The 24,464-nt window shown below is 67.2% G+C and carries 25 protein-coding genes; 13 read left to right on the top strand and 12 right to left on the bottom strand.

Annotated features, from left to right (window positions below):
* Positions 1-901 (bottom strand): exodeoxyribonuclease VII large subunit (gene xseA / locus ABY44_RS15880; RefSeq protein ID WP_431641391.1); only part of this gene is annotated, 901 nt, incomplete at its 3' end.
* A 449-nt stretch (positions 902-1,350) separates the two neighbouring features.
* On the opposite strand from xseA, the gene lpxK reads away from it, so the two are divergent.
* From lpxK to adk, 4 genes are all read left to right on the top strand, one after another.
* Positions 1,351-2,379 (top strand): tetraacyldisaccharide 4'-kinase, encoded by a 1,029-nt coding sequence (lpxK, locus tag ABY44_RS15875; protein ID WP_059623902.1) that lies wholly within the window; start codon positions 1,351-1,353, stop codon positions 2,377-2,379.
* Positions 2,360-2,554: a Trm112 family protein gene (locus tag ABY44_RS15870; RefSeq protein ID WP_006482216.1), complete on the top strand. Its 195-nt coding sequence runs from the start codon at positions 2,360-2,362 to the stop codon at positions 2,552-2,554. Before lpxK ends, ABY44_RS15870 begins: the two co-directional genes overlap by 20 nt.
* Positions 2,555-2,664: 110 nt before the next feature.
* Positions 2,665-3,456 carry a 3-deoxy-manno-octulosonate cytidylyltransferase gene (gene kdsB / locus ABY44_RS15865; protein ID WP_027789285.1) on the top strand — a complete coding sequence of 264 codons (792 nt, stop codon included), beginning with the start codon at positions 2,665-2,667 and terminating at the stop codon, positions 3,454-3,456.
* Positions 3,457-3,664: 208 nt separating this feature from the next.
* On the top strand, positions 3,665-4,327 hold the full coding sequence (gene adk / locus ABY44_RS15860; RefSeq protein ID WP_021162571.1) for an adenylate kinase: 663 nt from the start codon (positions 3,665-3,667) through the stop codon (positions 4,325-4,327).
* Positions 4,328-4,918: 591 nt separating this feature from the next.
* Here adk and ABY44_RS15855 read toward each other — a convergent pair.
* Entirely contained in the window at positions 4,919-5,488 is a 570-nt protein-coding gene (locus ABY44_RS15855; protein WP_081072864.1) for an AidA/PixA family protein, read from the bottom strand.
* A 508-nt stretch (positions 5,489-5,996) separates the two neighbouring features.
* Between ABY44_RS15855 and ABY44_RS15850 the strand changes: the two genes are divergently transcribed.
* The gene (locus ABY44_RS15850; protein WP_027789284.1) at positions 5,997-6,755 is read left to right on the top strand and encodes a 3-hydroxyacyl-CoA dehydrogenase; all 759 of its coding nucleotides are present in this window, start codon (positions 5,997-5,999) and stop codon (positions 6,753-6,755) included.
* Positions 6,756-6,825: 70 nt separating this feature from the next.
* On the opposite strand, the gene ABY44_RS15845 is transcribed toward ABY44_RS15850, so the two are convergent.
* Together ABY44_RS15845 and murJ are read right to left on the bottom strand one after the other, a co-directional pair.
* On the bottom strand, positions 6,826-7,668 hold the full coding sequence (locus ABY44_RS15845) for a SirB1 family protein (RefSeq protein ID WP_060171854.1): 843 nt from the start codon (positions 7,666-7,668) through the stop codon (positions 6,826-6,828).
* 8 nt (positions 7,669-7,676) lie between these two features.
* On the bottom strand, positions 7,677-9,227 hold the full coding sequence (gene murJ, locus ABY44_RS15840; RefSeq protein WP_021162568.1) for a murein biosynthesis integral membrane protein MurJ: 1,551 nt from the start codon (positions 9,225-9,227) through the stop codon (positions 7,677-7,679).
* Positions 9,228-9,531: 304 nt separating this feature from the next.
* Here murJ and rpsT point away from each other — a divergent pair, with 304 nt between their 5' ends.
* Positions 9,532-9,804 (top strand): 30S ribosomal protein S20, encoded by a 273-nt coding sequence (gene rpsT / locus ABY44_RS15835; protein WP_006482211.1) that lies wholly within the window; start codon positions 9,532-9,534, stop codon positions 9,802-9,804.
* 156 nt (positions 9,805-9,960) lie between these two features.
* On the opposite strand, the gene ABY44_RS15830 is transcribed toward rpsT, so the two are convergent.
* Entirely contained in the window at positions 9,961-10,281 is a 321-nt protein-coding gene (locus tag ABY44_RS15830; RefSeq protein WP_021162567.1) for a DUF3579 domain-containing protein, read from the bottom strand.
* 413 nt (positions 10,282-10,694) lie between these two features.
* Between ABY44_RS15830 and argF the strand changes: the two genes are divergently transcribed.
* On the top strand, positions 10,695-11,624 hold the full coding sequence (argF, locus tag ABY44_RS15825; protein WP_027789281.1) for an ornithine carbamoyltransferase: 930 nt from the start codon (positions 10,695-10,697) through the stop codon (positions 11,622-11,624).
* A gap of 90 nt (positions 11,625-11,714) precedes the next feature.
* Here argF and murB read toward each other — a convergent pair whose 3' ends face one another.
* Entirely contained in the window at positions 11,715-12,764 is a 1,050-nt protein-coding gene (gene murB / locus ABY44_RS15820) for a UDP-N-acetylmuramate dehydrogenase (RefSeq protein ID WP_060171852.1), read from the bottom strand.
* A 137-nt stretch (positions 12,765-12,901) separates the two neighbouring features.
* On the opposite strand from murB, the gene ABY44_RS15815 reads away from it, so the two are divergent.
* Entirely contained in the window at positions 12,902-13,387 is a 486-nt protein-coding gene (locus ABY44_RS15815) for a YajQ family cyclic di-GMP-binding protein (RefSeq protein WP_021162564.1), read from the top strand.
* Between the two features lie 79 nt (positions 13,388-13,466).
* Here ABY44_RS15815 and plsY read toward each other — a convergent pair whose 3' ends face one another.
* Positions 13,467-14,105 carry a glycerol-3-phosphate 1-O-acyltransferase PlsY gene (plsY, locus tag ABY44_RS15810; protein WP_059484351.1) on the bottom strand — a complete coding sequence of 213 codons (639 nt, stop codon included), beginning with the start codon at positions 14,103-14,105 and terminating at the stop codon, positions 13,467-13,469.
* A 114-nt stretch (positions 14,106-14,219) separates the two neighbouring features.
* Positions 14,220-14,711, bottom strand: a complete 492-nt coding sequence (gene ybaK / locus ABY44_RS15805; protein WP_027789278.1) for a Cys-tRNA(Pro) deacylase — start codon at positions 14,709-14,711, stop codon at positions 14,220-14,222.
* Positions 14,712-14,972: 261 nt separating this feature from the next.
* On the opposite strand from ybaK, the gene ABY44_RS15800 reads away from it, so the two are divergent.
* Complete coding sequence (locus ABY44_RS15800) at positions 14,973-16,535, top strand: class I adenylate-forming enzyme family protein (RefSeq protein ID WP_060171851.1); 1,563 nt, start codon at positions 14,973-14,975, stop codon at positions 16,533-16,535.
* A gap of 48 nt (positions 16,536-16,583) precedes the next feature.
* Here ABY44_RS15800 and xerD read toward each other — a convergent pair whose 3' ends face one another.
* The 3 genes from xerD to queG form a co-directional block, all read right to left on the bottom strand.
* Complete coding sequence (xerD, locus tag ABY44_RS15795; RefSeq protein ID WP_059692602.1) at positions 16,584-17,534, bottom strand: site-specific tyrosine recombinase XerD; 951 nt, start codon at positions 17,532-17,534, stop codon at positions 16,584-16,586.
* Positions 17,534-18,001, bottom strand: coding sequence for a methylated-DNA--[protein]-cysteine S-methyltransferase (locus ABY44_RS15790; protein WP_021162558.1), 468 nt, complete (start codon positions 17,999-18,001; stop codon positions 17,534-17,536). Before ABY44_RS15790 ends, xerD begins: the two co-directional genes overlap by 1 nt.
* 64 nt (positions 18,002-18,065) lie before the next feature.
* Positions 18,066-19,289: a tRNA epoxyqueuosine(34) reductase QueG gene (gene queG / locus ABY44_RS15785; RefSeq protein ID WP_060171850.1), complete on the bottom strand. Its 1,224-nt coding sequence runs from the start codon at positions 19,287-19,289 to the stop codon at positions 18,066-18,068.
* A 17-nt stretch (positions 19,290-19,306) separates the two neighbouring features.
* On the opposite strand from queG, the gene tsaE reads away from it, so the two are divergent.
* Together tsaE and ABY44_RS15775 are read left to right on the top strand one after the other, a co-directional pair.
* Entirely contained in the window at positions 19,307-19,861 is a 555-nt protein-coding gene (tsaE, locus tag ABY44_RS15780) for a tRNA (adenosine(37)-N6)-threonylcarbamoyltransferase complex ATPase subunit type 1 TsaE (RefSeq protein ID WP_027789273.1), read from the top strand.
* Positions 19,843-21,369 carry an N-acetylmuramoyl-L-alanine amidase gene (locus ABY44_RS15775; protein ID WP_060086438.1) on the top strand — a complete coding sequence of 509 codons (1,527 nt, stop codon included), beginning with the start codon at positions 19,843-19,845 and terminating at the stop codon, positions 21,367-21,369. Before tsaE ends, ABY44_RS15775 begins: the two co-directional genes overlap by 19 nt.
* Positions 21,370-21,433: 64 nt before the next feature.
* Here ABY44_RS15775 and ABY44_RS15770 read toward each other — a convergent pair whose 3' ends face one another.
* Positions 21,434-22,312, bottom strand: coding sequence for an EamA family transporter (locus ABY44_RS15770; protein WP_175758648.1), 879 nt, complete (start codon positions 22,310-22,312; stop codon positions 21,434-21,436).
* A gap of 263 nt (positions 22,313-22,575) precedes the next feature.
* On the opposite strand from ABY44_RS15770, the gene ABY44_RS15765 reads away from it, so the two are divergent.
* Positions 22,576-23,457, top strand: coding sequence for a pirin family protein (locus ABY44_RS15765; protein ID WP_021162553.1), 882 nt, complete (start codon positions 22,576-22,578; stop codon positions 23,455-23,457).
* Between the two features lie 52 nt (positions 23,458-23,509).
* Positions 23,510-24,358 (top strand): thioredoxin, encoded by an 849-nt coding sequence (gene trxA, locus ABY44_RS15760; RefSeq protein WP_059692606.1) that lies wholly within the window; start codon positions 23,510-23,512, stop codon positions 24,356-24,358.
* The last annotated feature ends 106 nt before the right edge of the window (positions 24,359-24,464 follow it).

Here is a 24,464-nt window from a genome sequence, read left to right as displayed (position 1 = left end):
GTTCCAGCCGGCGTTCCATGCCGCGTGCGAGCGCACGCTGGCGCTCGCCGACCTCGCGCAGCAGCAGTGCGCGCTGCGGGCTCGCGAGCTCGGCGGCGCCGGTGGGCGTCGGCGCGCGCAGGTCGGCCGCGAAGTCCGCGATCGTGAAATCGGTCTCGTGCCCGACGCCGCTCACGACCGGCAGTTCGCTCGCCGCGATCGCGCGCGCCAGCGCCTCGTCGTTGAACGACCATAGATCCTCGATCGAGCCGCCGCCGCGACAGACCAGCAGCACGTCGACCTCGCGGCGCGCATTCGCGGTCTCGACGGCCGCAACGAGCTTTTCCGCCGAGCCCGCGCCCTGCACGGGCGCCGGATAGACGATCACCGGAATGTGCGGCGCGCGGCGCGCGAGCGTGGTCAGCACGTCGCGCAGCGCGGCGGCCTGCAGCGACGTGACGATGCCGATCGCGCGCGGGTGGGCCGGCAGCGGCCGCTTGCGCTCGGGGGCGAAGAGCCCCTCGCCCTCGAGCTGCGCCTTCAGCCGCAGGAATGCCTCGTACAGACGCCCCTGGCCCGTGCGCCGCACGGCCTCGACGTTGAGCTGCACTTCGCCGCGCGGCTCGTACATCGTCACGACCGCGCGTACCTCGATCCGGTCGCCTTCGCGCGGCGTGAATTCCGCGTATTGCGCGCGGCCGCGGAACATCACGCAGCGCATCTGCGCCTGCTGGTCCTTGATCGAGAAATACCAGTGGCCGCTCGCGGCGCGCGTGAAATTCGACACTTCGCCCGAAATCCACAGCAGCGGAAACGAGCGCTCGAGCATCGTCGAAATCGCGCGATTGAGCGCCGAAACGGGTATCACTTCGTCGCCGCCGCGGGTGGCGCCCGGCGCGGCAAATGGGGAGTCGGAAGGCATGGACGGTCGGATGAATGCTGGCGGCGACACGATAGTCCGACACGCGCGCGACGTCCAGCGCCGGGTGCGGGCGCGGTGACGCGCGGAAGGTGTCCACATTTTGGCAATCGTCGGCTTGAAACGCCTGAAAACCGCGGAAAAATCCAGACGATTTGCGATAACACATTGATTTTTATATATTTTTAAAACTTTCGAAACGATTCTCATCCGATTCGAGGCCCACCCGGCGGGCGTTTGACTCATTCGAGCGGGGAGTTCTTCACAGAGTTATCCACAAGCCGTCGCGATCCGGCCCCGTGGGCTGCGTCAGCCGGTCGGCTTGCCGCGCCCGCCCGCGGCGCGCTAGAGTGCCGCCTTCCGCAGACCCCGCGGCATGCGCCGCCCAACGGAGAATCCGCCTTGACGAATCCGTCCCACGCCGCGGCGCACGACCTGCCGCGCCCGGCCCGATGAGCGCGCCCGACGGCCCGCTCGCCCGGCTCGAAGCGCGCCTGACGCGCGAATGGCAGCGCCGCGGCGCGCTCGCGTGGGCACTCACGCCGTTCGCGTGCGTGTTCGGCCTGTGCGCGGCGCTGCGGCGCACCGCCTACGCGCAGGGCTGGAAGAAGCCGGTCGACGTCGGCGTGCCCGTCGTCGTGGTCGGCAACGTGACAGTCGGCGGCACCGGCAAGACGCCGACCGTGATCGCGCTCGTCGACGCGTTGCGGGCGGCCGGCTTCACGCCCGGCATCGTGTCGCGCGGCTACGGCGCGAACGTGAAGGCGCCCACCGCCGTCACGGCCGCGTCGCGCGCCGGCGCAGGCGGCGACGAGCCGCTCCTGATCGCACGCCGCACCGGTGCGCCCGTCTGGGTGTGCCCGGATCGCGTCGCGGCCGCGCAGGCGCTGCGCGCCGCGCATCCGGACGTCGACGTGATCGTCAGCGACGACGGCCTGCAGCACTACCGCCTCGCGCGCACGGTCGAACTCGTCGTGTTCGACCACCGGCTCGGCGGCAACGGCTTCCTGCTGCCGGCCGGGCCGTTGCGAGAGCCGCTGTCGCGGCACCGCGACGCGACGCTCGTCAACGATCCGTACAGCGGCGCGCTGCCGCCGTGGCCCGACACCTATTCGCTCGCGCTCACGCCGGGCGCCGCGTGGCACCTCGACCAGCCGGCGCTGCGCCGCCCGCTGTCGCAATTCGCGAACGAGCGCGTCCTCGCCGCGGCCGGCATCGGCGCGCCGGAACGCTTCTTCGCGACGCTGCGCGCGGCCGGTCTCGCGCCCGCGACGCGCGCGCTGCCCGATCACTATGCGTTCGCCGACAATCCGTTCGTCGACGACGCCGTCGACGCGATCCTGATCACCGAGAAGGATGCAGTAAAATTGGGCGCTTCCTGGCGCGACGCTCGACTGTGGGTCGTCCCCGTCGAAGCCGCGCTCGACCCTCGCCTCATTGCCCTCGTTGTGGAGAAACTCCGTGGACGCTCGCCTGCTTGAAATCATTGTGTGCCCTATCTGCAAAGGCCCGCTCCACTATGACCGTGCCGCGCAGGAGCTGATCTGCAACGCGGACAAGCTCGCCTACCCGATCCGCGACGGCATCCCCGTGATGCTGGTCGACGAAGCGCGCCAGACCGTCGAAGGCACGCCGGTCGACCCGGCCGGCCGCTAAGCCGCCCGAGCCAGCCCGAACCGCGGCCCGTCCGCGGCCAGGGCGCCGAACCCTCCGGGCGAGCCGCGTCAGACGCGCCGCCCGCTCCGCTCTTTTCACCGCCCGCCCCGATGACTCACCCGCAACCCTTCATCGCCGTCATTCCCGCCCGGCTCGCGTCGACGCGGCTCCCGAACAAGCCGCTCGCCGATCTCGGCGGCAAGCCGATGGTCGTGCGCGTCGCCGAGCGTGCACGTGAAGCGGGCGCGCAGCAGGTGCTCGTCGCGTCCGACGCGCAGAGCGTGCTCGATGCCGCGCGCGATCACGGCTTCGAAGCGGTGCTGACGCGCGCCGACCATCCGTCCGGCACCGACCGTCTCGCGGAAGTCGCGGCGACGTTCGGGTGGAGCGACGACACCGTCGTCGTCAACGTTCAGGGCGACGAGCCGCTGATCGACCCCGTACTCGTGCGCGACGTAGCGTCGCACCTCGCCGCGCACCCGGCGTGCGCGATTGCGACGGCCGCCCACCCGATCCACGACGCGGCCGACGTGTTCAACCCGAACGTCGTGAAGGTCGCGCTCGACGCGCAGAGCGTCGCGCTGTACTTCTCGCGCGCGCCGATTCCATGGAGCCGGGACGCGTACCAGCCGCACTGGCCCGACGTCGCAGCCATGCCTGCGCCTGCTTTCCCGGTCTATCGGCACATCGGCCTCTATGCGTATCGTGCGCGTTTCCTGCGCACGTATCCGACGCTTGCGCAGGCGCCGATCGAACAGGCCGAGCAGCTCGAACAGCTGCGCGCGCTCTGGCACGGTGAGCGCATCGCGGTGCTGATCACCGAGTCCGCGCCCGAAGCCGGCATCGACACGCCGGCCGATCTCGCACGCGTGCAGGCCCTTTTTCAGCCGGGACCAAAATAACCCGTGGCATAATCAGGCGATTGTGCGAGCCGTCCGCGACCAGCGCGTCCTCGCTTGACCCCGCCCGTGGCCCTGCCGGCAGTCGCGCGTCGCCCAACCCGACGCGCCGCATCAGACCGGTCCGCCGCGCGCCAGGCAAGCGCCGCGCACACCGTCGCCGGCGCTTTTCGCGTCTCGCCACACGAATCTACATACTGGAGATATCACCATGCGTTTGATCCTGTTGGGCGCGCCCGGCGCGGGAAAGGGCACCCAGGCAAACTTCATCAAGGAAAAGTTCGGCATCCCGCAAATCTCGACGGGCGACATGCTGCGCGCGGCCGTGAAGGCCGGCACGCCGCTCGGCGTCGAGGCGAAGGGCTACATGGACGCCGGCAAGCTCGTTCCGGATGCGCTGATCATCGGCCTCGTCAAGGAGCGCCTGAAGGAAGCCGACTGCGCGAACGGCTATCTGTTCGACGGCTTCCCGCGCACGATCGCGCAGGCTGACGCCATGAAGGAAGCGGGCGTCGCGATCGACTACGTGCTCGAGATCGACGTGCCGTTCTCGGAAATCATCGAGCGCATGAGCGGCCGCCGCACGCACCCGGCCTCGGGCCGCACGTACCACGTCAAGTTCAACCCGCCGAAGGTCGAAGGCCATGACGACGTGACGGGCGAGCCGCTGATCCAGCGCGACGACGACAAGGAAGAAACCGTCAAGAAGCGTCTCGAAGTGTACGAAGCGCAGACCAAGCCGCTGATCACGTACTACGGCGACTGGGCGCAGCGCGGCGAGGAAAACGGCCTGAAGGCGCCGCAGTATCGCAAGATCTCGGGCCTCGGCGCCGTCGAGGAAATCCGCGAGCGCGCGTTTGACGCACTGAAGTAAGCAGCGCGTCGCGCACCCGCAAGCCGCCCGCTCCGGGCGGCTTTTTTTTGGTTCATCACGGATTACCGGGGAACGCGAGGCAGACTGCCGGCGATCGGCCGATTCCGTTGGAATACTCGGCTCGGACGACGTCCATAACTCACTTGCACTTGCGATGCGGTTCGGTTGAATCGATGCGCCTGACTTCGAAGAAGCTTTCGCCTCTCATCGCATGGTTACACCGCCATCGCAGTCATCTCGTTGCCGAGCGGCGCCGACCGATTAGACATTCGTCGCAGGTTTTGCGCAGTTGTTGCCAACAGGAATTCGTCCTGCACTCCGCTCAGCTCTCGTGGCCTCAAGCGATCGAGCTTCAAAATTCGCTTCAGATGCGCGAACAGCATCTCGACCTACTTTCGATCGCGGCGCTATTGTTTGAACTCCGGTGTGCCCATAGCTTCCGCGCCACGTCCCGAGCATTTTCGTGAACGCACGCGCAATCTTGCGGAACGGCATTGCAAGGAACCTTATCGACTCGAAATTGGGGCGGCTTCATTTTCAACGACTGCCGGAGAGATATCGCCGCCCCTTAACGTCAATTGGATTCCCGGCTCAAGCGTGGCAGGTAACTTTCGGGTCCCACTGATAATATCCAATCTTGCCGATATTTCCAGTTCTGCGATCAACCTCCATTAACGCAAACACTATAATATAATTATCTGTGCCAGTGCCAATAACAGAAGAATCGATACGGTTATCCAGAAACTGCTTAATATCGTAAGGCTCACCTTTGTCAATGTTGTAACCCAAATAAGACCCCGGGACATCACGCGGAGGGCCCTTAAATTGAAGGACATGCAGGATCCCGTTAGGTTTGATCGCAACCAGGGCTCCCGCATGGTTGATGTTTCCACTGAAGGAGAGACCGCGCCAACGGACGGTATCGCCGGTAAGGCCATAAATCGTGAGATCCGGTGTCGCGTTTGTTTTGGGATCCACATACTCCTCAGGAGCAACCAGATAGGCATATTTTACTGATTCCGGCCCGTGTTCGATCCACGTGGCGGCCTGAGGAGTATTATTATTCTTTATTGGATAATCGTGCAGAATTAACTCGACGTCAAACAATGCAACAATTTCGATTGTTGCGGGTGCGCCAGCGAGAATTTCTCGATGCCCCATGATTTTCTCCGAATTAAATTTGTGTCAAAGCAAAGGTGCTTGCGGCACCCGTTTCTCTTCTGGATTTAAAATCTTCTCGATCGAAGAATTCGAATCTCTCCAAAGAGTTCTCGCAGCGTAGGCGGAATTGGCGCGCGAATCGATTACACTCGATTACAGTCCGATGTGGCCGATAGAGGAGTATTGCTCACTAGCGGATTCCGCGCGATTCGCAGCAGTGGGACGGACAGCGATATCCACGGAAATTCGCGAAGACCCTTTTTTGCCCGGGCGGAATTCGCACGATCGTTCCGGTCTCGCCGTCACGCGAGGGTGCCCCGTACAATCGGTCGAGTGCGGGCGCCTCCGTTACCGGCGTGCCGGCATTTCAACCGATCACGCGGCAGGAACCAGGCAACCGCCTTGCATGGGACCGCCCCAAGCGCTGAAGCGCCAAGGGCGGTCGACCGCCTTGCATGGGACCGCCCTAAGCGCTGAAGCGCCAAGGGCGGTCGACACGGAGACAGTCATGGAAATTCGCGGCAACGTATTTCTGATCACGGGCGGCGCATCCGGCCTCGGTGCCGGCACGGCGCGGATGCTCGCGCAAGCAGGCGGCACGGTCGTGCTCGCCGACCTGAACGACACGGCAGGCACCGCGCTCGCGGCCGAGCTGGGCGGCATCTTCGTGCACTGCGACGTGTCGAGCGAGACCGACGCGCAGTCGGCCGTCGACGCAGCGACGCGCGCGGGCACGCTGCGCGGCCTCGTGAACTGCGCCGGCATCGCGCCCGCCGCGAAGACCGTCGGCAAGGACGGCGCGCATCCGCTCGACGTGTTCGCGAAGACGATCAACGTGAACCTCATTGGCACGTTCAACATGATCCGGCTCGCGGCCGCCGCGATGGCCGCCACCGCGCCGACCGCGGAAGGCGAGCGCGGCGTGATCGTCAGCACCGCGTCGGTCGCCGCATTCGACGGGCAGATCGGCCAGGCCGCGTACGCGGCGTCGAAAGCCGGCGTCGCGGGCATGACGCTGCCGATCGCGCGCGACCTGTCGCGCAACGGCATCCGCGTGATGACGATCGCGCCCGGCCTGTTCGAGACGCCGATGCTGCTCGGCATGCCGCAGGACGTCCAGGACGCGCTCGGCGCGATGGTGCCGTTCCCGCCGCGGCTCGGCAAACCGGCCGAATACGCGCTGCTGGTGCGCCAGATCGTCGAGAATCCGATGCTCAACGGCGAAGTGATCCGCCTCGACGGCGCGATCCGGATGCAGCCGAAATAAGCACGCAAAAAAACGCCCGCATCGCGGGCGTTTTGTCATTCACGGTTCCGGCAGGCAGCACGGCGGCGGCTCAGTCCTCGCCGTCGCGCTGCATCCGCTGCCGCAACTCGGTCACTTGCGATTCGACGACGGTCGCGTCGTCCGCGTCCGGCCGCTCGCCGAGATACTGCTCGAGATCCTCGAGTGCGGGGCGCAGGTAGTCGAGCCGCGCATACGCGAAACCGCGGTCGCGGACTTCGTCGAGATGCTCGGGCAGCAGGATCACGAGCCGCTGCTGCACCGCGAGCAGCCGTTGCCAGCGCTCCGTCTGAAGATAGATCGTCTTCAGGTTGCGCAGCATCCGCGCGATGATCTCGCGACTCGTCGCCGGCTGCAGCAGTGCGCGCAACGCGCTGTCGACCGCACCGGCCGCACGCGCGACGTACGGCTCGAGCATCTCGACCATCTCGGCTTCGGACAGCGAATGGCCGTTGGCCGGGTCGATGATCAGGTCGCCGTCCGGCAGCGTGACACGCAGCAGGAAATGGCCGGGGAACGATACGCCGCGCGCCGGCACGCCGATCTGCTCGGCAAGCTCCAGGTACAGCACCGACAGCGAGATCGGAATCCCGCGCCGCCGCTTCAGCACGGCGTTCAGGTGGCTGTTATCGGGGTCGTAGTAATCGTTGTGATTGCACGCGAAGCCGAGCTCGCGGAAGAAGAAGTCGTTCAGCGCGGCGACGCGGCCCTTCAGGTCCGCGTCGTCGGCGAGCCGCCGGCGCAACCGCGCCGCCAGCATGTCGAGTTCGGCCAGCGTGCCCTGCAGGTCGAGGTCGGGATAGGCGTCCTGCGCCAGCGACAGCGCCGCTTCCGTGACGGGCAGGCTGTCGTCGTCCGCCACGAGCGTGCTGAAGTAGTCGAGGACGCGGGTCATTGCGGTCGTCACTTGGCGCGCCTTCTGAAATAAGCGTATTTGAAGCCCATCACCCACAACATACCGAAATATAGTGCAGCGAACAGCACGAGGCACGCGGCCATCAGCGCGATGCGATCGAGCGGCTGCGTACGCATCCCGGTCCAGTCGAAGCTGATCGACAGCCAGTGCATCAGGCCCGCGAGCACGAGCGCCGCGCCGATCAGCTGCACGAAGAAGCGCAGCCAGCCCGGCGACGGCTGGTAGATGCCGCGCTTGCGCAGCCCGAGGAACAGCAGCAGCGAGTTCAGGCACGCGCCGACGCCGATGCTCAGCGTCAGGCCCGCGTGGCCGATCAGCGGCACGAACACGTAGTTCGAGATCTGCGTGACGATCAGCACGCCGATCGCGATTTTAACGGGCGTCTTGATGTCCTGCTTCGCATAGAAGCCCGGCGCGAGGATCTTGATCAGGATGATGCCGACGAGGCCGATCCCATAGGTCGCGAGCGCGCGCGCGACCATCGTGACGGTATGCGCATCGAACTTGCCGTAGTTGAAGAGGGTCGCCGTGAGCGGCGTCGCGAAGAAGAACAGCGCGAGCGCGCTCGGTGCCGCGAGCAGGAACGTGACGCGCAGCCCCCAGTCGAGCAGCGCCGAATACTCGTGCGAATCGGCGTCGACGTGCGCCTTCGACAGGCTCGGCAGCAGGATCGTGCCGAGCGCGACGCCGAGCAGCGCCGTCGGGAATTCCATCAGGCGGTCGGCGTAGTTGATCCACGACACGGCGCCCTGCCCGAGCCGCGACGCGATGTTGGTGTTGATGATCAGCGACAGTTGCGCGACCGACACCGCGAACGTCGCGGGCACCATCTTCGCGAGCACGCGCTTCACGCCCGGGTGGCGCAGCGCGCGCAGCGGGTTGAGGCCGATCAGCGGCACCATGTCGATCTTCTTCAGGCCCGGCAGCTGCACGAGGAACTGCAGCACGCCGCCGACGATGACGGCCCATGCAAGCGCGAACACCGGCACCTTCAGGTGCGGCGCGACGAACACGGCCGCGGCGATGAACGCGACGTTGAGCAGCACCGGCGCGAACGCGGGCAGCGAGAAGCTCTTGTACGTGTTCAGCACGCCGGATGCGAGCGTCGTCAGCGAGATGAACACGATGTACGGGAACATGATCCGCGTCATCGTGACCGCGAGCGGGAACGCCTGCCCGTCGGTGTGCAGGCCGGACGCGACCGCGAACACGACCCACGATGCGCCGGCGATCCCGAAGACCGACAGCACGGCAAGCGCCCACGCCAGCACCGTCGACATCGCGTCGACGAGCGCTTTCGTCGCATCGTGCCCCTGCTGGTTCTTGAACTCGGCGAGGATCGGCACGAACGCCTGCGAGAACGCGCCTTCGGCGGACAGGCGGCGCAGCAGGTTCGGGATACGGAAGGCGACGTAGAACGCGTCGGTGTATTGACTGGCGCCGAACGCACGGGCGATCAGCGTCTCGCGGGCCAGTCCGGTCACGCGCGACAGCAGCGTGAAGCCGCTGACCGTCAGCAGGGCTCGGAATAGATTCATGGGGCGCTTATTATACGGACGTTGCGTGGCCCGGCCAGCGGCCGATGCCGAAAAGCGCGCACACCGCCGATGCCCCGCCCGACGGTTGTCACGTTCAACTTGCCACTCGCTTGATTTTGTTGCTATAATCGCCGGTTTCTGGGCTCGTACATGCACGGCAACTGCCGTTTTCATGTCCCGGCCTCGGTTAAAATCACCGTTTTTTTATGCGCCCCTGGGCAATCGTTCTCAGGGGACGGATCGAAAAGCAGCGCTTGGCCGTCAGGCTCCAAGCTCTGGAAACAGGACAGGATAAGGAACCGTCATGGCTAACTCCGCACAAGCACGCAAGCGCGCCCGCCAGGCCGCGAAGGCAAACTCGCACAACTCGGCGCTGCGCTCGAAATTCCGTACCGCGATCAAGTCGGTTCGCAAGGCTGTTGAAGCCGGCGACCAGGCAAAGGCTGCCGAGCTGTTCAAGGCTGCCGTGAAGACGATCGACACGATCGCCGACAAGAAGATCGTTCACAAGAACAAGGCCGCTCGCAGCAAGAGCCGCCTCGCCGCGGCCGTCAAGGGTCTGCAGGCAGCAGCGTAATTCCGGTGCGCCCGCTCACGCGGGCGCTCCTGTTTCCTGCGATCGCAAAAAAGCCCGCCTAGGCGGGCTTTTTTGTCGCCTGTCGCCGGCGCACATCCTGCGGGCCGGCGACGTGTGCCAGGGCGGGCGCCGCATGCGCCCTCGCCCGTGCCGGCATCACTTCTTCGCGTCGTAGTCCGGCAGTTCGCACGCCTCGGTGACGACGAGGTTGTTGTCCTTCGCGAAATTCAGCACGAAATCGAACGCCATCGGCTCGACGTCGCGCAGCCGGGAATCGAGGATCACGCATTTGAGGTCGCCGAGCATCGTCGGACGCACGTAGAGCGAATACTTGAGACGCGCGTTCGGCCCGCTCGCCCCCGGCCCGAAGCAGGCCATCACACCGGCCAGACGTTCCGACCAGTCGCTCGGGCGAAACTTTTTCCCGTCTTTCGTGATGCCCTGGATGAAGAATTCGGTCGGAGGGGTTTCAGCCATGTGGTTACCCAAGTGACGGCCCGGCGATGTCCAGGCAACGGCGCCTGGATACGCGAACACAAAGCTGAAACGGACGGCGGCACAAGCATTCAGATGCCCCGAAAACGAGACGTCGACGTGCGCCGCCGGCGGACTGCACCGGATTTGTGCAGCGCACGGCTTGTGTCCGGCAGAGCGCGAAGAGGCTTGCCTGCCGGGCTGGAGAAAACTTTCGGATTATACCGCAGCGCGCCATCGCGCGTCGTTCCGACACCCCTCCTCCTGTGCCGCCCGCAACGCACGGCGATCGAGCCCCGCTTCTCTCCCCGGCTCGTCAAAGCACAGAAAATCCTTTATGCTGCTTTGAGTTATCCACACCCGACGGCGGCGCCGTCCGGCCTTGCTGCCGGGTGCAACCCGCTGCATTTCGCTTCATGACCGCCAAAACCATTCGTCACTACCTGCAGTTCAAGGATTTCTCGCTGGAAGACTACGAGTACGTGCTCGAACGCACGGGTATCCTGAAGCGCAAGTTCAAGAACTACGAGACCTATCACCCGCTGCACGACCGCACGCTCGCGATGATCTTCGAGAAGAACTCGACGCGCACGCGCCTGTCGTTCGAAGCCGGGATCTTCCAGCTCGGCGGCCACGCCGTCTTCATGAGCACGCGCGACACGCAGCTCGGTCGCGGCGAACCCGTCGAGGATTCCGCGCAGGTGATCTCGCGGATGGTCGACATCATCATGATCCGCACGTTCGAGCAGGAGATCATCCAGCGCTTCGCGGACAACTCCCGCGTGCCGGTGATCAACGGCCTGACGAACGAATACCACCCGTGCCAGGTGCTCGCCGACATCTTCACGTACTACGAGCACCGCGGCCCGATCGCCGGCAAGACCGTCGCGTGGGTCGGCGACGCGAACAACATGCTCTACACGTGGATCGAAGCCGCGCAAATCCTCGGCTTCAAGCTGCGCCTGTCCACGCCGCCCGGCTACGCGCTCGACATGAAGCTCGTGTCGCCCGACAGCGCGCCGTTCTACGAGGTGTTCGACGATCCGAACGAAGCGTGCAAGGGCGCCGATCTCGTCACCACCGACGTGTGGACGAGCATGGGCTTCGAGGCCGAGAACGAGGCCCGCAAGCAGGCATTCGCCGACTGGTGCGTCGACGAGGAGATGATGGGCCACGCGAACCCGGACGCCCTCTTCATGCACTGCCTGCCCGCGCACCGCGGCGAAGAAGTGACGGCCGGCGTGATCGACGGCCCGCAGAGCGTCGTATGGGATGAAGCGGAAAACCGCCTGCACGTGCAGAAGGCACTGATGGAGTTCCTGCTGCTCGGCCGCCTCAAGCACTGACGCGCCGGCACCCGGCAACCGATGTAAAAAGCGCCGATCGACGATCGGCGCTTTTTGTTCGGGCCCGCGAAAGGCGGTGCGAAACCCCGGTTACAGGCAGACGGGTTCGGGCTCGAGCTCGACGCCAAAATGCGCGCGCACGTCGGCCTGGATCGCCCGCGCCAGCGCGAGCACGTCGGCGCCCGTCGCGCCGCCGCGATTGACGAGCACGAGCGCCTGGCGGTCGTGCACGGCCGCCGCGCCCAGCACGCGCCCCTTCCAGCCGCAGCGGTCGATCAGCCAGCCGGCCGCGAGCTTGACCTGGCCATCCGGCTGCGGATACGACACGATCTCGGGCGCGCGGGCGCGCAGCGCCTCGAATTGCGCGGCATCGATCACCGGATTCTTGAAGAAGCTGCCCGCGTTGCCGAGGACGAGCGGATCGGGCAGCTTCGCGCGGCGGATCGCGACGACGGCGTCGAACACGTCAAGCGGCGCGGCCGCATCGGGTGCGATGCCACGGGCGTCGAGTTCGCGCGTGACGTCCGCGTAGCCGAGCCGCGGCGCCCATTGCTTCGGCAGCCGGAACGTCACCGACACGATCGCGAACCGGCCAGCCCCTTCCCGCTTGAAGAAACTGTCGCGATAGCCGAACGCGCAGCGCGCGGCGTCGAAGCGCTCGCTGCGCCCGGTCGCCAGCTCGACCGCGACCAGCGAGTCGAAATACACCTTCATCTCGAGACCGTATGCGCCGATGTTCTGGATCGGCGCGGCGCCGACCGTACCCGGAATCAGTGCGAGGTTCTCGAGGCCGGGCATCCCGTGCTCGAGCGTCCATGCGACGAATGCGTGCCAGTTCTCGCCGCCGCCGGCCTCGACGTACCACGCATCGTCGTCCTCGCGCACGACGCGGCGGCCCTTGATTTCATCGAGCAGCACGATACCGTCGAAATCGCGTGTGAACACGACGTTGCTGCCGCCGCCGAGCACGAGCCGCGGCAGGTTCGCGACGCGCGGGTCGCGATGGAGCGCCTCGAATTGCGACGCATGCGTGACGCGCGCGGCAAGGCGCGCGGTCGCGGCAATGCCGAACGTGTTGTGCGCGGCGAGCGGATGGTCGGGAAACAGCGACAGGGCGGAATCGTCAGGAGGCATCGGCATTCGCGGTCACGTCCGCCCGGGCGGCGCATGGCCGGCCTTGGGCAAACGGAGGGGCATCGGTAAAATGGCAAACAGTCCGCAATTATAGCGAGTGCCCGCGCGCGAGCCGGGCGTCCGCATCTCAAGGGAGGAATGCCATGCCATCGTTCGACGTCGTTTCCGAAGCGAACATGATCGAAGTGAAGAACGCCATCGAGCAGTCGAACAAGGAAATTTCGACGCGCTTCGACTTCAAGGGCTCCGACGCGCGCGTCGAGCAGAAGGAGCGCGAGCTGACGCTGTTCGCCGATGACGATTTCAAGCTCGGTCAGGTCAAGGACGTGCTGATCGGCAAGCTGGCCAAGCGCAACGTCGACGTCCGCTTCCTCGACTACGGCAAGGTCGAGAAGATCGGCGGCGACAAGGTCAAGCAGATCGTCACCGTGAAGAAGGGCGTGACCGGCGATCTCGCGAAGAAGATCGTGCGGCTCGTGAAGGACAGCAAGATCAAGGTGCAGGCGAGCATCCAGGGCGACGCGGTGCGCGTGTCGGGCACGAAGCGCGACGACCTGCAGAGCACGATCGCAATGCTGCGCAAGGACGTGACCGACACGCCGCTCGACTTCAACAACTTCCGCGACTGATCGCCGGACGATCCGTCACGTCATCCTGCCGGGCCCCGCACACGCGGCGCGCCCGGCGTGCGGCAAGCGCCGCGCTTTCTCAGGCCTTGCCGCCGTCCTGTGCGCCGCCGTCCGCGGCCGCCTTCTTCTTGTCACCGATCCGGCTCTCCTGCCCCGCCAGCAGCTTCGAAATGTTGCCGCGGTGACGCCACACGAGCAGCACGCTCATCGCGAGCACGGCCCACGCGACCGGGTTGTGGCCCGTGCCGAACAGGAACACGTCGAACACCGGCGCGAACACGGCCGCCACCAGCGCCGCGAGCGACGAATAGCGGAAGAAGAACGCGACGATCAGCCAGGTGAGCGCGGTCGCGAGCCCGAGCACCGGGTGCACGGCGAGCAGCACGCCAGCCGCGGTCGCGACGCCCTTGCCGCCCTGGAAGCGGAAGAACACCGGATACAGGTGGCCAAGGAACACGGCGATCGCAACCCATGCGACCGCGACGTCGGGCAGGCCGAAGTGGCGGGCGAGCCAGACGGCAATCCAGCCCTTGAACGCGTCGCCGACGAGCGTCAGGATCGCGGCCTTCTTGTTGCCGCTGCGCAGCACGTTGGTCGCGCCGGGATTCTTCGACCCGTACGAACGCGGGTCGGCCAGGCCCATCGCGCCACTGACGACGACGGCGAACGACACCGAACCGATCAGGTAGGCAACGAGGGCGGCGAGCAGGATCTGCATGCGGTGGACTCTTCTTTCAACGTATCGGTAAAGGGACGGCTGCGCGGCAAGCCCGCAAGCCGAAACGGCGCCCATTCTACCGAACGGGCGCGGCCTGCCACGAAGGTGAAACCCTCAGTCGACACTAGCGCACTGTACGGGCTGCGCGCCGAGCAGCGACGTGAGCACGGCCGGCGCGAGACTGACGAGGTAGCCGCGGCGGCCGCCGTTCAGGTAGATCGTCGGCAGTTCGAGGATCGTCGCCTCGACGTAGACGGGCATCGTCTTGCGCGTGCCGAACGGCGACGTGCCGCCGACGAGATAGCCCGAATGGCGGTTCGCGACCTCGGGCTTGCACGGTTCGACGCGCTTCGCGCCGATCTGCCGTGCGAGGTTCTTCGTCGATACCGTGCGGTCGCCGTGCATCAGCACGATCAGCGGCTTCGCATGCTCGTCTTCCATCACGAGCGTCTTCACGACGCTGTGCTCGTCGACGCCGAGCTGGCGCGCCGATTCGCCGGTGCCGCCGTGCTCGACGTAGTCGTACGGATGCTCGCCGAACGCGACGCCGTGGCGGCGCAACAGCTGGGTGGCAGGGGTTTCGGACACGTGTCTGGATTTGCTCATGGCGGCATTTTAATGGTGAACGACCGGCTGGCGCGCAATCGCGCCCTTGGGCCCTTGGGTCCTCGCACCCGCGCCGGCGGTATACTCGCGGCCCGTTTTCCGCCGGGCGGCCTGCTGCGTCGCCGCAGCGATTCCGTCCATCATCATTGCGGACATCGCGAAGCGCTATTGCCCGAATGGCCGATTGTGGCGCACGCGCCGTCATGGCACGATCGTTCGCCAACCTCGTCGGCCGCCGCCCGCCCCTTTTCTGGAGACGCCATGTCCTCGCCCCTCCGTTCTTCCGAGCCGCTCGACGTCGATGCACTGCTCGCCGCGCTGCCCTGCCGCATCGCCGACGTGCCCGCACGCCGGGCCGCCCAGGCACCCGGGCATCCGGCGCTGATCGAGGACGCACGCAGGCTGTCGTACGGCGACCTGTCGCAAGCCGTCGATGCGGCGGCCGCGCTGCTCGCCGGCCTCGGCGTGCAAGGCGGCGACCGCGTGATGATCGTCGCCGAAAACTGCGTCGCGCAGATCGTGCTGCTGTTCGCGGTCGCCCGCCTCGACGCGTGGGCGCTCGTGTCGAACGCGCGATTGTCGGCCGGCGAACTCGACGCGATCGCCGCGCACGCGCGCCCGAAGCTGATCGCGTTCACCACCGACATATCGCCCGACGCACGCACGCATGCCGCGCGGCACGGCGCGACACCTGCCGGCGCACTGCCGGTCGACATCGGCGCGTGGTCGTATCGCGTCGACGCGAGCGCGCCGGGCGAACCGGTCGCCGCCGACGGCGCCGCGCAATGCGCGGCGCTGATCTACACGACCGGCACGACCGGCACGCCGAAAGGCGTGATGCTGTCGCATCGCAACCTGCTGTTCATCGCGGCGACATCGAGCGCGCTGCGCCGCGTGTCGCCCGACGACGTCGTCTACACGGTACTGCCCGTGTCGCACGTGTACGGGCTCGCGTCGGTCTGCCTCGGCAGCCTGTACGCGGGCGCGACGCTGCGGCTTGCGCCGCGCTTCTCGCCGGAAGCCGTGCGCGTCGCGCTCGCCGACGAAGGCGTCACGATCTTCCAGGGCGTGCCCGCGATGCACGCGAAGCTGCTCGAACACCTGCACACGCACGGCCACGCATGGCACGCACCGCGCCTGCGCTTCGCGTATTCGGGCGGCTCGCCGCTCGACACGAACCTGAAGGCACGCGTCGAGCGCCTGTATGGCGTGCCGCTGCACAACGGCTACGGAATGACCGAGAGCAGCCCGACAATCACGCAGACACCGCTCGACGCGCCGCGCACCGACAGCTCGGTCGGCGTGCCGATTCCCGGTGTGGAGATGCGGATCGTCGCGCCGGACGGCACCGACGTGCCGCCCGGCGAAGTCGGCGAGATTCGCGTACGCGGACCGAACGTGATGCTCGGCTACTACCGCAACGCGGACGCCACCCGCGCGGCCGTGTCGCCGGACGGCTGGTTGAGTACCGGCGATCTCGCGCGGCAGGAGGCGGACGGCGCGGTGACGATCGCGGGCCGCAGCAAGGAGCTGATCATCCGCTCGGGCTTCAACGTCTATCCGGTCGAAGTCGAGCAGGTGCTGAACGCGCACCCTGACGTCGTGCAGGCAGCCGTCATCGGCCGTGCGGTCGAAGGCAACGAGGAAGTGCTCGCGTTCGTCGAACGGGTGCCCGGCGCGACCGCCGACGAAGCGGCGCTGCACGCATGGTGCGCGGAGCGGCTCGCGCCTTACAAGCGCCCCGCGCATATCCGCGTCCTCGACGCGTTGCCGGCCGCATCGACGGGCAAGGTGCTGAAGCACAAGCTGCGCGAGCTGGTCTGACGCAGGCAGGCCGGTGCGCGCACCGGAGCCTGCGCAGCGAAACGTGCGCTAACCGCGCGGATGGTGTTGCGCGTGCAGCGTCTTCAACCGCTCGCGCGCGACGTGCGTATAGATCTGCGTGGTCGAGATGTCGCTGTGACCGAGCAGCAATTGCACGACGCGCAGGTCGGCGCCGTGGTTCAGCAAGTGCGTCGCGAACGCATGCCGCAGCGTGTGCGGCGACAGGTGGGCGCGCACGTCCGCGTGCTGCGCGTGACGCTTGATGATGTTCCAGAACTGCTGGCGCGTCATCCCGTCGCCGCGTGCGGTCACGAACAGCGCGTCAGCCGCGCGCGCGCCGAGCAGCGCCGGCCGCGCATCGCGCAGATAACGCTCGATCCAGCCGTGCGCGACTTCGCCGAACGGCACGAGCCGCTCCTTCGAGCCCTTGCCCATCACGCGCACGACGCCCTCGTTGAGCCCGACCTCGACGGTCTTCAGCGTCACGAGTTCGCTCACGCGCAATCCGCTCGCATACATCAGTTCGAGCATCGTGCGATCGCGCAGGCCGAGCGGCGTGTCGATGTCGGGCGCGCCGAGCAGCGCCTCGACCTGCGCCTCCGACAACGTCGACGGAAACCGGGCCGCCTGTTTCGCGGACGAGATCCGCAGCGTCGGGTCGGCGCTCGCGCGATGCTCGCGCACGGCCCAGCCGTAATAGCGCCGGAACACGGACAGCCGCCGGTTCGACGACGTCGCCTTGCCGTCGCTGCGCGCGGCGATGTAGCCCGTCACCATCGCTTCGTCGACCGAATCGAGCGACGTGTCGTGGGTCGCGGCGAGCCATTGGGAAAACAGCACCAGATCGCGCCGGTAAGCATCGAGCGTGTTGCGTGCGAGCCCGTGCTCGAGCCACAGCGCATCGCAAAACACGTCGATCGATGCGCGGCTCGCGAGCAGCGCGGGGGACGCCGCGGCGGCATCGCCGTCGGCTTCGGGGGAAATCAGCGATTCACTCATCAGTACGGCACGCCCTCGTGCGCCAGCAGCCAGCGCTTCACTTTCTGGTAATACCCGTTGTCGTCGTGGTTCGCGAAACCGCCGAGGCCGCCCGCCGCGACGACGCGATGGCATGGGATCACGAGCGGGAAGTAGTTCGCGCCGCACGCCTGGCCGACCGCGCGCGGCGCGCTGCCGATCCGCTTCGCGACCTGGCCGTAGGTCAGCACCGTGCCGGGCGGGATATCGCTGATCACATCCCACACGCGATGCTGGAACGCGCTGCCGACCTCGGCGAGCGGCAGGTCGAAGCGCGCCGACGCGCGCGCGAAGTAACGTTCGATCTGCTTGACCGCGCGCTTCGCGAGCGGCGTATCCGGATCGACCGGCTTCACCGATTCGGGCAGATAGACGATCTCGCGCACCACCGCGGCATCCGTGCGGATGCCGACCTTGCCGAACGGTGCGTCGATGACTGCATTGAACATGGCCCTCTCCTGACCGATGGATGCGCGCGGCAGCGCCGCGCGCCGACGACACTTTACGCCGCCTTCACACGGCACGCAGCGCCCATTCGACATGCTCGCGCACGACCGGCGACGGATCGTCGGCCCGCGCGCGCAACGCATCGACGATCGCATCGCGCGCCTGCGGCGCGAGCCGGCCCTCACCCGCGCGCAGCGCGTTGCCGAGCCCGACCGCGAGATTGCGCAGCCAGCTTTCGTAGCCGATGCGCCGGATCGCACTGCCCTGCATCCGCGTATCGAACGTGTCCGCATCCCACGCGAACAGCTCGACGAGCGTCGCGCGGTCGAGGCCGTGCCGCACGTCGAAATCGGCGACGGGCGCGGCCTGCGCGAACTTGTTCCACGGGCACACGAGCTGGCAATCGTCGCAGCCGTACACGCGATTGCCGATCATCGGCCGCAGCGGCTCGGGGATGCTGCCTTTCAGTTCGATCGTCAGGTACGAGATGCAGCGGCGCGCGTCGACGCGGTACGGCTCGACGATCGCGCCGGTCGGGCATGCGTCGATGCAGCGCGTGCAACTGCCGCAGTGGGCGCCGGGCGTCTCGGGCGCGGAGTCGGGCGATGTGTGCGCGTCGGTCGGCAGCGGAACGTCGACGTAGATCTCGCCGAGGAAGAACAGCGAACCCGCATCGCGCTGCAGCAGCAGCGTGTGCTTGCCGCGCCAGCCGACGCCGGCCTTCTGCGCAAGCTCGACCTCGAGCACGGGCGCCGAATCGGTGAACACGCGGTAGCCGAACGCGCCGATCGCTTGTTCGATGCGCTCGGCGAGCGTCTGCAGCCGGTTGCGCAGCACCTTGTGATAGTCGCGGCCGCGCGCATAGATCGACACGACGGCCGCCTGCGGATCGTCGAGCCGGGCCCGTTCGCGCGCGCGCCAGTCGTGCGGCACGAGTGCGCCGGGCGCACCGTCAGCGAGTGTTTGAGCCGGCAAATAGGCGAGCCGCGCGGAGATCACGCGTCGCGTACCGGCCACAAGTTCGGCCGGACGCGCGCGTTTCATCCCATGTTTCGCCATATAATCCATTTCGCCGTGGTATCCGGCTTCCAGCCAGGCGGCGAGGCCTGCTTCGGCATCCGAGAGATCGGTATCGCTGATGCCGATCGCCCCGAAACCCAATTCGCGCCCCCACGCCCTGATGCGCGCGGCGAGCGCAGTCAACGCCGCATCGTCGAGCGCGCACGGTGCCGCGCCTTCGGCACGAGTCGAAGGCCTGTCGGATGCGGCGAGTTCCGGTAATCGGTTCATCGCACTATTTTACGAGAATGCCAGCCACGCCCAGCCAACCGCCTCACGACGCCATGCTGCCCGCCCTGCTCGCGGAGCGCGTGATCGCGCTCGCCGACGAAGCGGCGACCGAGGCTTTCGGCACCCGCTTCGCGCACGCGCTCGACGCGGCGCGCATCGAGCTCGCCCGCGCGCATGCGTTCGACGGGCTGCAGATCCAGCTGGTCGGCGACCTCGGCGCGGGCAAGACGTCCCTCGTGCGCGCCATCCTGCGCGGCCTCGGCCACACGGGGCGCGTGCGCAGCCCGACCTATACGCTCGTCGAGCCGTACGCGCTCGAACGCGAGGATGGGGAACTCGAGGTCTATCACTTCGATCTGTATCGTTTCAACGATCCGGCCGAATGGTCCGACGCAGGCTTTCGCGAATATTTCAATTCCAGCGCGATCTGCCTCGTCGAATGGCCACAACAGGCGGGCACGCTGCTCGGCGTACCCGATCTGGTTTTCTCGCTCGACGTGGATGGCGACGGCCGCGTCCTCACCGTCCGGGCGTACAGCGCTTCAGGAAAGGCATGTCTCGAAAGATGTTGATCAAACCGTTCCGCTCGATCGAATCGGCGGCCACCGCGACGCACAACTGGCGGCGTCGCCAGATCCTGCGCGCGGGCGCGTCGACGCTGGTGCTCGGTCTCGTCGCGCCGCGGCTCGCGCACGCGTCGTCGGTGCTCGGCGTGCGCGTGTGGCCCGCACGCGATTACACGCGCGTCACGATCGAATCCGACCAGCCGCTGCAGAATACCCAACAGTTGCTACAGGGTCCCGACCGCCTCGTCGTCGACCTGAGCGGCCTCGATCTCGACCAGGCGCTGCGCGATCTCGTGTCGAAGATCGCGCCGAACGATCCGCAGATCCAGTCGGTGCGCGTCGGCCAGTATCAGCCGCACGTCGTGCGGATGGTGTTCGACCTGAAAGGTTCGGTGAAGCCGCAGGTTTTCACGCTGCCGCCGGTCGGCGCCTACAAGTACCGGCTCGTGTTCGACCTGTATCCGGCCGTCGCGCCCGATCCGCTGTCCGACCTGATCGCGCAGACGGAACGCAAGGAACAGGCGCTCAACGACACCGCGCGCGCGCAGCAGATGCAGCCGCCGTCCACGCTGGCCGGCCCGGGCACCCCGCCGCCCGCCGCGGGCGACAACAGCGATGCGTTCTTCCAGCGCTTCGCGCAGAACACGCCGGCCACGCCGCACACGCCGCACGCCGCCGGCACGCCTTCGACGCCCGCGAAGCCGGCCGTCAAGCCGCCGCCTGTCATCGCACGCCGCGACGACAGCGACGACGACGGCGACACCTACAAGTTCACCGCACCGAAATCCGGCAAGGGCGGCACCGTGCGCCTGCTGACGGTGGCGATCGATCCGGGCCACGGCGGCGAGGATCCGGGCGCGATCGGCGGCGGCGGCACGTACGAGAAGCACATCGCGCTCGACATCGCGAAGAAGCTGCGCGCGAAGATCGACGGCGCGCCGAACATGCGCGCGATGATGACGCGCGACGCCGACTTCTTCGTGCCGCTGAACGTGCGCGTGCAGAAGGCGCGCCGCGTGGGCGCGGATCTCTTCGTGTCGATCCATGCGGACGCGTTCACGACGCCGTCCGCGCGCGGCTCGTCGGTGTTCGCGCTGTCCGATCACGGCGCGACGAGTGCCGCGGCGCGCTGGATGGCGAACAAGGAAAATTCGTCCGACCTGATCGGCGGCATCAACATCAAGACGGCGGATGCGGCCGTGAACCGCGCGCTGTTCGACATGTCGACGACCGCGCAGATCCGCGACTCGCTGCGCTACGGCAACTATGTGCTGAAGGAAGTCGGCGGCATCAACAAGCTGCACAAGGGCTCGGTCGAACAGGCCGGGTTCGCGGTGCTGAAGGCTCCCGACATTCCGTCGATCCTCGTCGAGACCGCGTTCATCAGCAACCCGGAAGAGGAGAGCCGGCTGAACGACGACAGCTATCGCGACCAGATGGCCGACGCGATCTTCCGCGGCATCAAGCGCTATTTCGCCGCGAATCCGCCGCTCGCGAAGAGCCGGATGGCCTGACGGCCGTATCCAGCCACACTCGGCCACCCCGCCCCGCCGCCGGCACGCACTGCGTGCCGGCGCGTCACGATGCCGCGAAGCGGCGCATCAGTTTCCCGCCGAACACGTTCACCGCGAGCCCGCCCATCACGAGCGCCGTGCCGATCAGCTGCGCGCGCGTCAGATGCTCGTCGAGCAGCAGCGCCGACGAAGCCAGGCCGACGATCGGCACCAGCAGCGAGAATTGCGCGACCTGCGCGGCCGGATAGCGCGACAGCAGGCGGCTCCAGAGCCCGTAGCCGAGCAGCGTCGCGACGAACGCGAGATAGACGACCGCGAAGATCGACGCCCCGTCCAGCCCGGCGAGCGCGGTCGCGATCCGCTGCGGCCCTTCGAACCACAGCGACAGCAGGAAGAACGGCACGGGCGGCACCAGGCTCGCCCACACGACGAGCGACACGAGGTTCGCCCGGCCGACCTTCTTCGTGACGATGTTGCCGAACGCCCACATCGCGGCCGAACAGATCGTCAGCAGGAAGCCCGCGAGCGTCATTGCGCGGCCGCCCTGCGCCGCGATCACGACGAGCCCGCCCGCGGCGATCGCGAGCCCGAGCAGGTTCTGCATGCGCAGCCGCTCGCCGAGGAACAGCATCGCGAACACGAGCGTGAAGAATGCCTGCGACTGCAGTACGAGCGACGCGAGGCCGGCGGGCATGCCGACGTACATGCCGGTGAACAGGAACACGAACTGGCCGAGCTGGATCGTCGCGCCGTACAGCACCAGCAGGCGCCACGGAATCTGCGGCCGGCGCACGAAGAACACCGCGGGCACGGCCGCGAGCGTGAAGCGCAGCGCGCCGAGCAGCATCGGCGGCATGCCGTGCAGGCCGACCTTGATCACGACGAAGTTCACGCCCCACGCCAGGATCACGACCAGCGCAAGCAGCAAGTCCTTCGGGGCCATCATCGGCGTCTCCTCGATTGTCGAATCGTTGTGCAAGGTGCTCTCGAACCCTGTCGCTTCGCGCCAGGCGCCCGAAGAGGCGATCCCTCAAAGGGACTGCCTGCGGGGCAGAAAATACCGGGACGGCCCGGCGTTTTCCCGGGAAGCCGGTCAGTCTACCGGGTTTCGGCCCCCGGCCCGATACCCGCGCGGCGCGAATGGAATCGGCGGCGGACGGCCAGTACAATGACCGGCATCTCCCCCGCCGCCCCACAGGATCCGCCATGACCGCCCCGATCAAAGCCCTGCTGAAGCCGCACGTGCGCGACATCGGCAACCTGCAGGTGCGCCGCACGCTGCCCGCACTCGCCGCACGCCTCGTCGGCCCGTTCATCTTCTTCGATCACATGGGACCCGCCACGCTGCCGCCCGGCACGGGGCTCGACGTGCGCCCGCACCCGCACATCGGTCTCGCCACCGTCACCTACCTGTTCGACGGCGCGATCCTGCACCGCGACAGCCTCGGATCGCTGCAGGAGATCGTGCCGGGCGACGTGAACTGGATGACGGCCGGCCGCGGGATCGTCCATTCCGAACGCACGCCCGACGCGCAGCGCGAAAACGGCCACACCGTGCACGGGATCCAGACCTGGGTCGCCCTGCCGCGCGCGCACGAGACGACCGAGCCGTCGTTCGAACACCATCCGGCCGACACGCTGCCGAAGCGCAACGAAGACGGCGTGTCGCTGACGGTGATCGCCGGCGATGCGTTCGGGCTGCGCTCGCCGGTGACGACGTTCTCGCGCACGCTGTATGTCGCGGCCGAATTCGCGGCCGGCGGCCGCCTCGAACTCGACGCGTCGCACGAGGAGCGCGCGGTCTACGTGGTCGACGGCGAGCTCGCGATCGACGGCACGCCGGTGCCCGCCGAGCAGATGGCCGTGCTCGCGCCCGGTGCCGCAGTCACGCTGACGAGCGGCAGCGGCGCGCGCGCGATGCTGCTCGGCGGCGACAAGATCGACGGCGAACGCTTCATCGAATGGAACTTCGTCGCCAGCAGCCGCGAAGCGATCGAACGCGCGAAAGAAGCATGGACGCGCCAGGAAATGGGCAAGGTGCCGGGCGAGACCGAGTGGATTCCGCTGCCCGAGTCGAAACCGCGTTGAAAAAGGGGCGCTCCGCCCCCATCCTGACGACATTCGAACGAAAGAGAACGACATGGACACCACGCTTGCCACATTCGAGAAAGACGTCATCGAGGCGTCGCTGGACGCCCCCGTGCTGGTCGACTTCTGGGCGCCGTGGTGCGGCCCGTGCAAGACGCTCGGCCCGCTGCTGGAAAAACTCGAAGGCGACTACGAAGGCCGCTGGAAGCTCGTGAAGGTCAACGTCGACGAGAACCAGGAACTCGCCGCGCACTTCCAGACCCGCAGCATCCCGCACGTGATCGCGTTCGCCGACGGGCGCCCGGTCGACCAGTTCGTTGGCGTGCTGCCAGAAGGCCAGCTGCGCGCCTTTCTCGACCGGCTGCTGCCGGCCCCCGAGGAAGCCGAACGGCGCGCCGCGCAATACGCGATCGCCGAAGAGCGCCACGACGACGCGCTCACGCACCTCGAGGCGGCGCTCGCGCTGAATCCCGGCTTCGACGACGCACGCCTCGACCTGATCGAACTGCTGCTCGCGAGCAACCAGGTCGACGCCGCGCGCGCCGAGACGGAACGCCTGTCGCCGCAGACCGTGCAAGGCGGCGACCCGCGCTACCAGGCGATCAAGACTCGTTTCGACGCCCTCGAAGCCACGGCCGACCTGCCGCCGACCGACGCACTCGAAGCGCGCATCGCGGCCAACCCGGCCGATCTCGACGCGCGCTTCGATCTCGCGCAGAGCCTGATCGCGCGGCGTGCGTATGAAGGGGCGCTGGAGCAGTTGCTGGAAATCGTCACGCGCGACCGCGCGTACGGCGACGATCTCGGCCGCCGCACGATGATCTCGGTATTCGAGCTGGCCGGCGACCGCCCGGAACTCGTCGCCGGGTGGCGGCGCAAGCTGAGCATGGCCCTCAACTGAGGCACAACCGGCCGGGCCGCAACGGCCCGGCTGCATAACAGCCCCGCATCGCATGCGGCGCGGCGCGCATCACGCGCTGCGGCATCGCGCCCGCGCCCGCGTGTCG

This window comes from Burkholderia sp. ZZQ-2 (assembly GCF_050768715.1).
Taxonomy (GTDB): Bacteria; Pseudomonadota; Gammaproteobacteria; order Burkholderiales; family Burkholderiaceae; genus Burkholderia; species Burkholderia cepacia.
This window is presented reverse-complemented; position numbering and strand designations above follow the sequence as displayed.

Excerpts from the sequence above, each read along its gene's own strand:
- ABY44_RS15855 (WP_081072864.1), bottom strand. The coding sequence starts at position 5,488 with ATGGGGCATCGAGAAATTCTCGCTGGCGCACCCGCAACAATCGAAATT.
- xerD (WP_059692602.1), bottom strand. The coding sequence starts at position 17,534 with ATGAGTGAATCGCTGATTTCCCCCGAAGCCGACGGCGATGCCGCCGCG.
- lpxK (WP_059623902.1), top strand. The coding sequence starts at position 1,351 with ATGAGCGCGCCCGACGGCCCGCTCGCCCGGCTCGAAGCGCGCCTGACG.
- ABY44_RS15765 (WP_021162553.1), top strand. The coding sequence starts at position 22,576 with ATGACCGCCCCGATCAAAGCCCTGCTGAAGCCGCACGTGCGCGACATC.
- tsaE (WP_027789273.1), top strand. The coding sequence starts at position 19,307 with ATGCCAGCCACGCCCAGCCAACCGCCTCACGACGCCATGCTGCCCGCC.
- queG (WP_060171850.1), bottom strand. The coding sequence starts at position 19,289 with ATGAACCGATTACCGGAACTCGCCGCATCCGACAGGCCTTCGACTCGT.
- murB (WP_060171852.1), bottom strand. The coding sequence starts at position 12,764 with ATGCCGATGCCTCCTGACGATTCCGCCCTGTCGCTGTTTCCCGACCAT.
- plsY (WP_059484351.1), bottom strand. The coding sequence starts at position 14,105 with ATGCAGATCCTGCTCGCCGCCCTCGTTGCCTACCTGATCGGTTCGGTG.
- ABY44_RS15830 (WP_021162567.1), bottom strand. The coding sequence starts at position 10,281 with ATGGCTGAAACCCCTCCGACCGAATTCTTCATCCAGGGCATCACGAAA.
- ybaK (WP_027789278.1), bottom strand. The coding sequence starts at position 14,711 with ATGAGCAAATCCAGACACGTGTCCGAAACCCCTGCCACCCAGCTGTTG.
- argF (WP_027789281.1), top strand. The coding sequence starts at position 10,695 with ATGACCGCCAAAACCATTCGTCACTACCTGCAGTTCAAGGATTTCTCG.
- rpsT (WP_006482211.1), top strand. The coding sequence starts at position 9,532 with ATGGCTAACTCCGCACAAGCACGCAAGCGCGCCCGCCAGGCCGCGAAG.
- ABY44_RS15800 (WP_060171851.1), top strand. The coding sequence starts at position 14,973 with ATGTCCTCGCCCCTCCGTTCTTCCGAGCCGCTCGACGTCGATGCACTG.
- ABY44_RS15850 (WP_027789284.1), top strand. The coding sequence starts at position 5,997 with ATGGAAATTCGCGGCAACGTATTTCTGATCACGGGCGGCGCATCCGGC.
- adk (WP_021162571.1), top strand. The coding sequence starts at position 3,665 with ATGCGTTTGATCCTGTTGGGCGCGCCCGGCGCGGGAAAGGGCACCCAG.
- ABY44_RS15815 (WP_021162564.1), top strand. The coding sequence starts at position 12,902 with ATGCCATCGTTCGACGTCGTTTCCGAAGCGAACATGATCGAAGTGAAG.
- ABY44_RS15790 (WP_021162558.1), bottom strand. The coding sequence starts at position 18,001 with ATGTTCAATGCAGTCATCGACGCACCGTTCGGCAAGGTCGGCATCCGC.
- ABY44_RS15770 (WP_175758648.1), bottom strand. The coding sequence starts at position 22,312 with ATGGCCCCGAAGGACTTGCTGCTTGCGCTGGTCGTGATCCTGGCGTGG.
- ABY44_RS15775 (WP_060086438.1), top strand. The coding sequence starts at position 19,843 with ATGTCTCGAAAGATGTTGATCAAACCGTTCCGCTCGATCGAATCGGCG.
- kdsB (WP_027789285.1), top strand. The coding sequence starts at position 2,665 with ATGACTCACCCGCAACCCTTCATCGCCGTCATTCCCGCCCGGCTCGCG.
- trxA (WP_059692606.1), top strand. The coding sequence starts at position 23,510 with ATGGACACCACGCTTGCCACATTCGAGAAAGACGTCATCGAGGCGTCG.
- ABY44_RS15845 (WP_060171854.1), bottom strand. The coding sequence starts at position 7,668 with ATGACCCGCGTCCTCGACTACTTCAGCACGCTCGTGGCGGACGACGAC.
- murJ (WP_021162568.1), bottom strand. The coding sequence starts at position 9,227 with ATGAATCTATTCCGAGCCCTGCTGACGGTCAGCGGCTTCACGCTGCTG.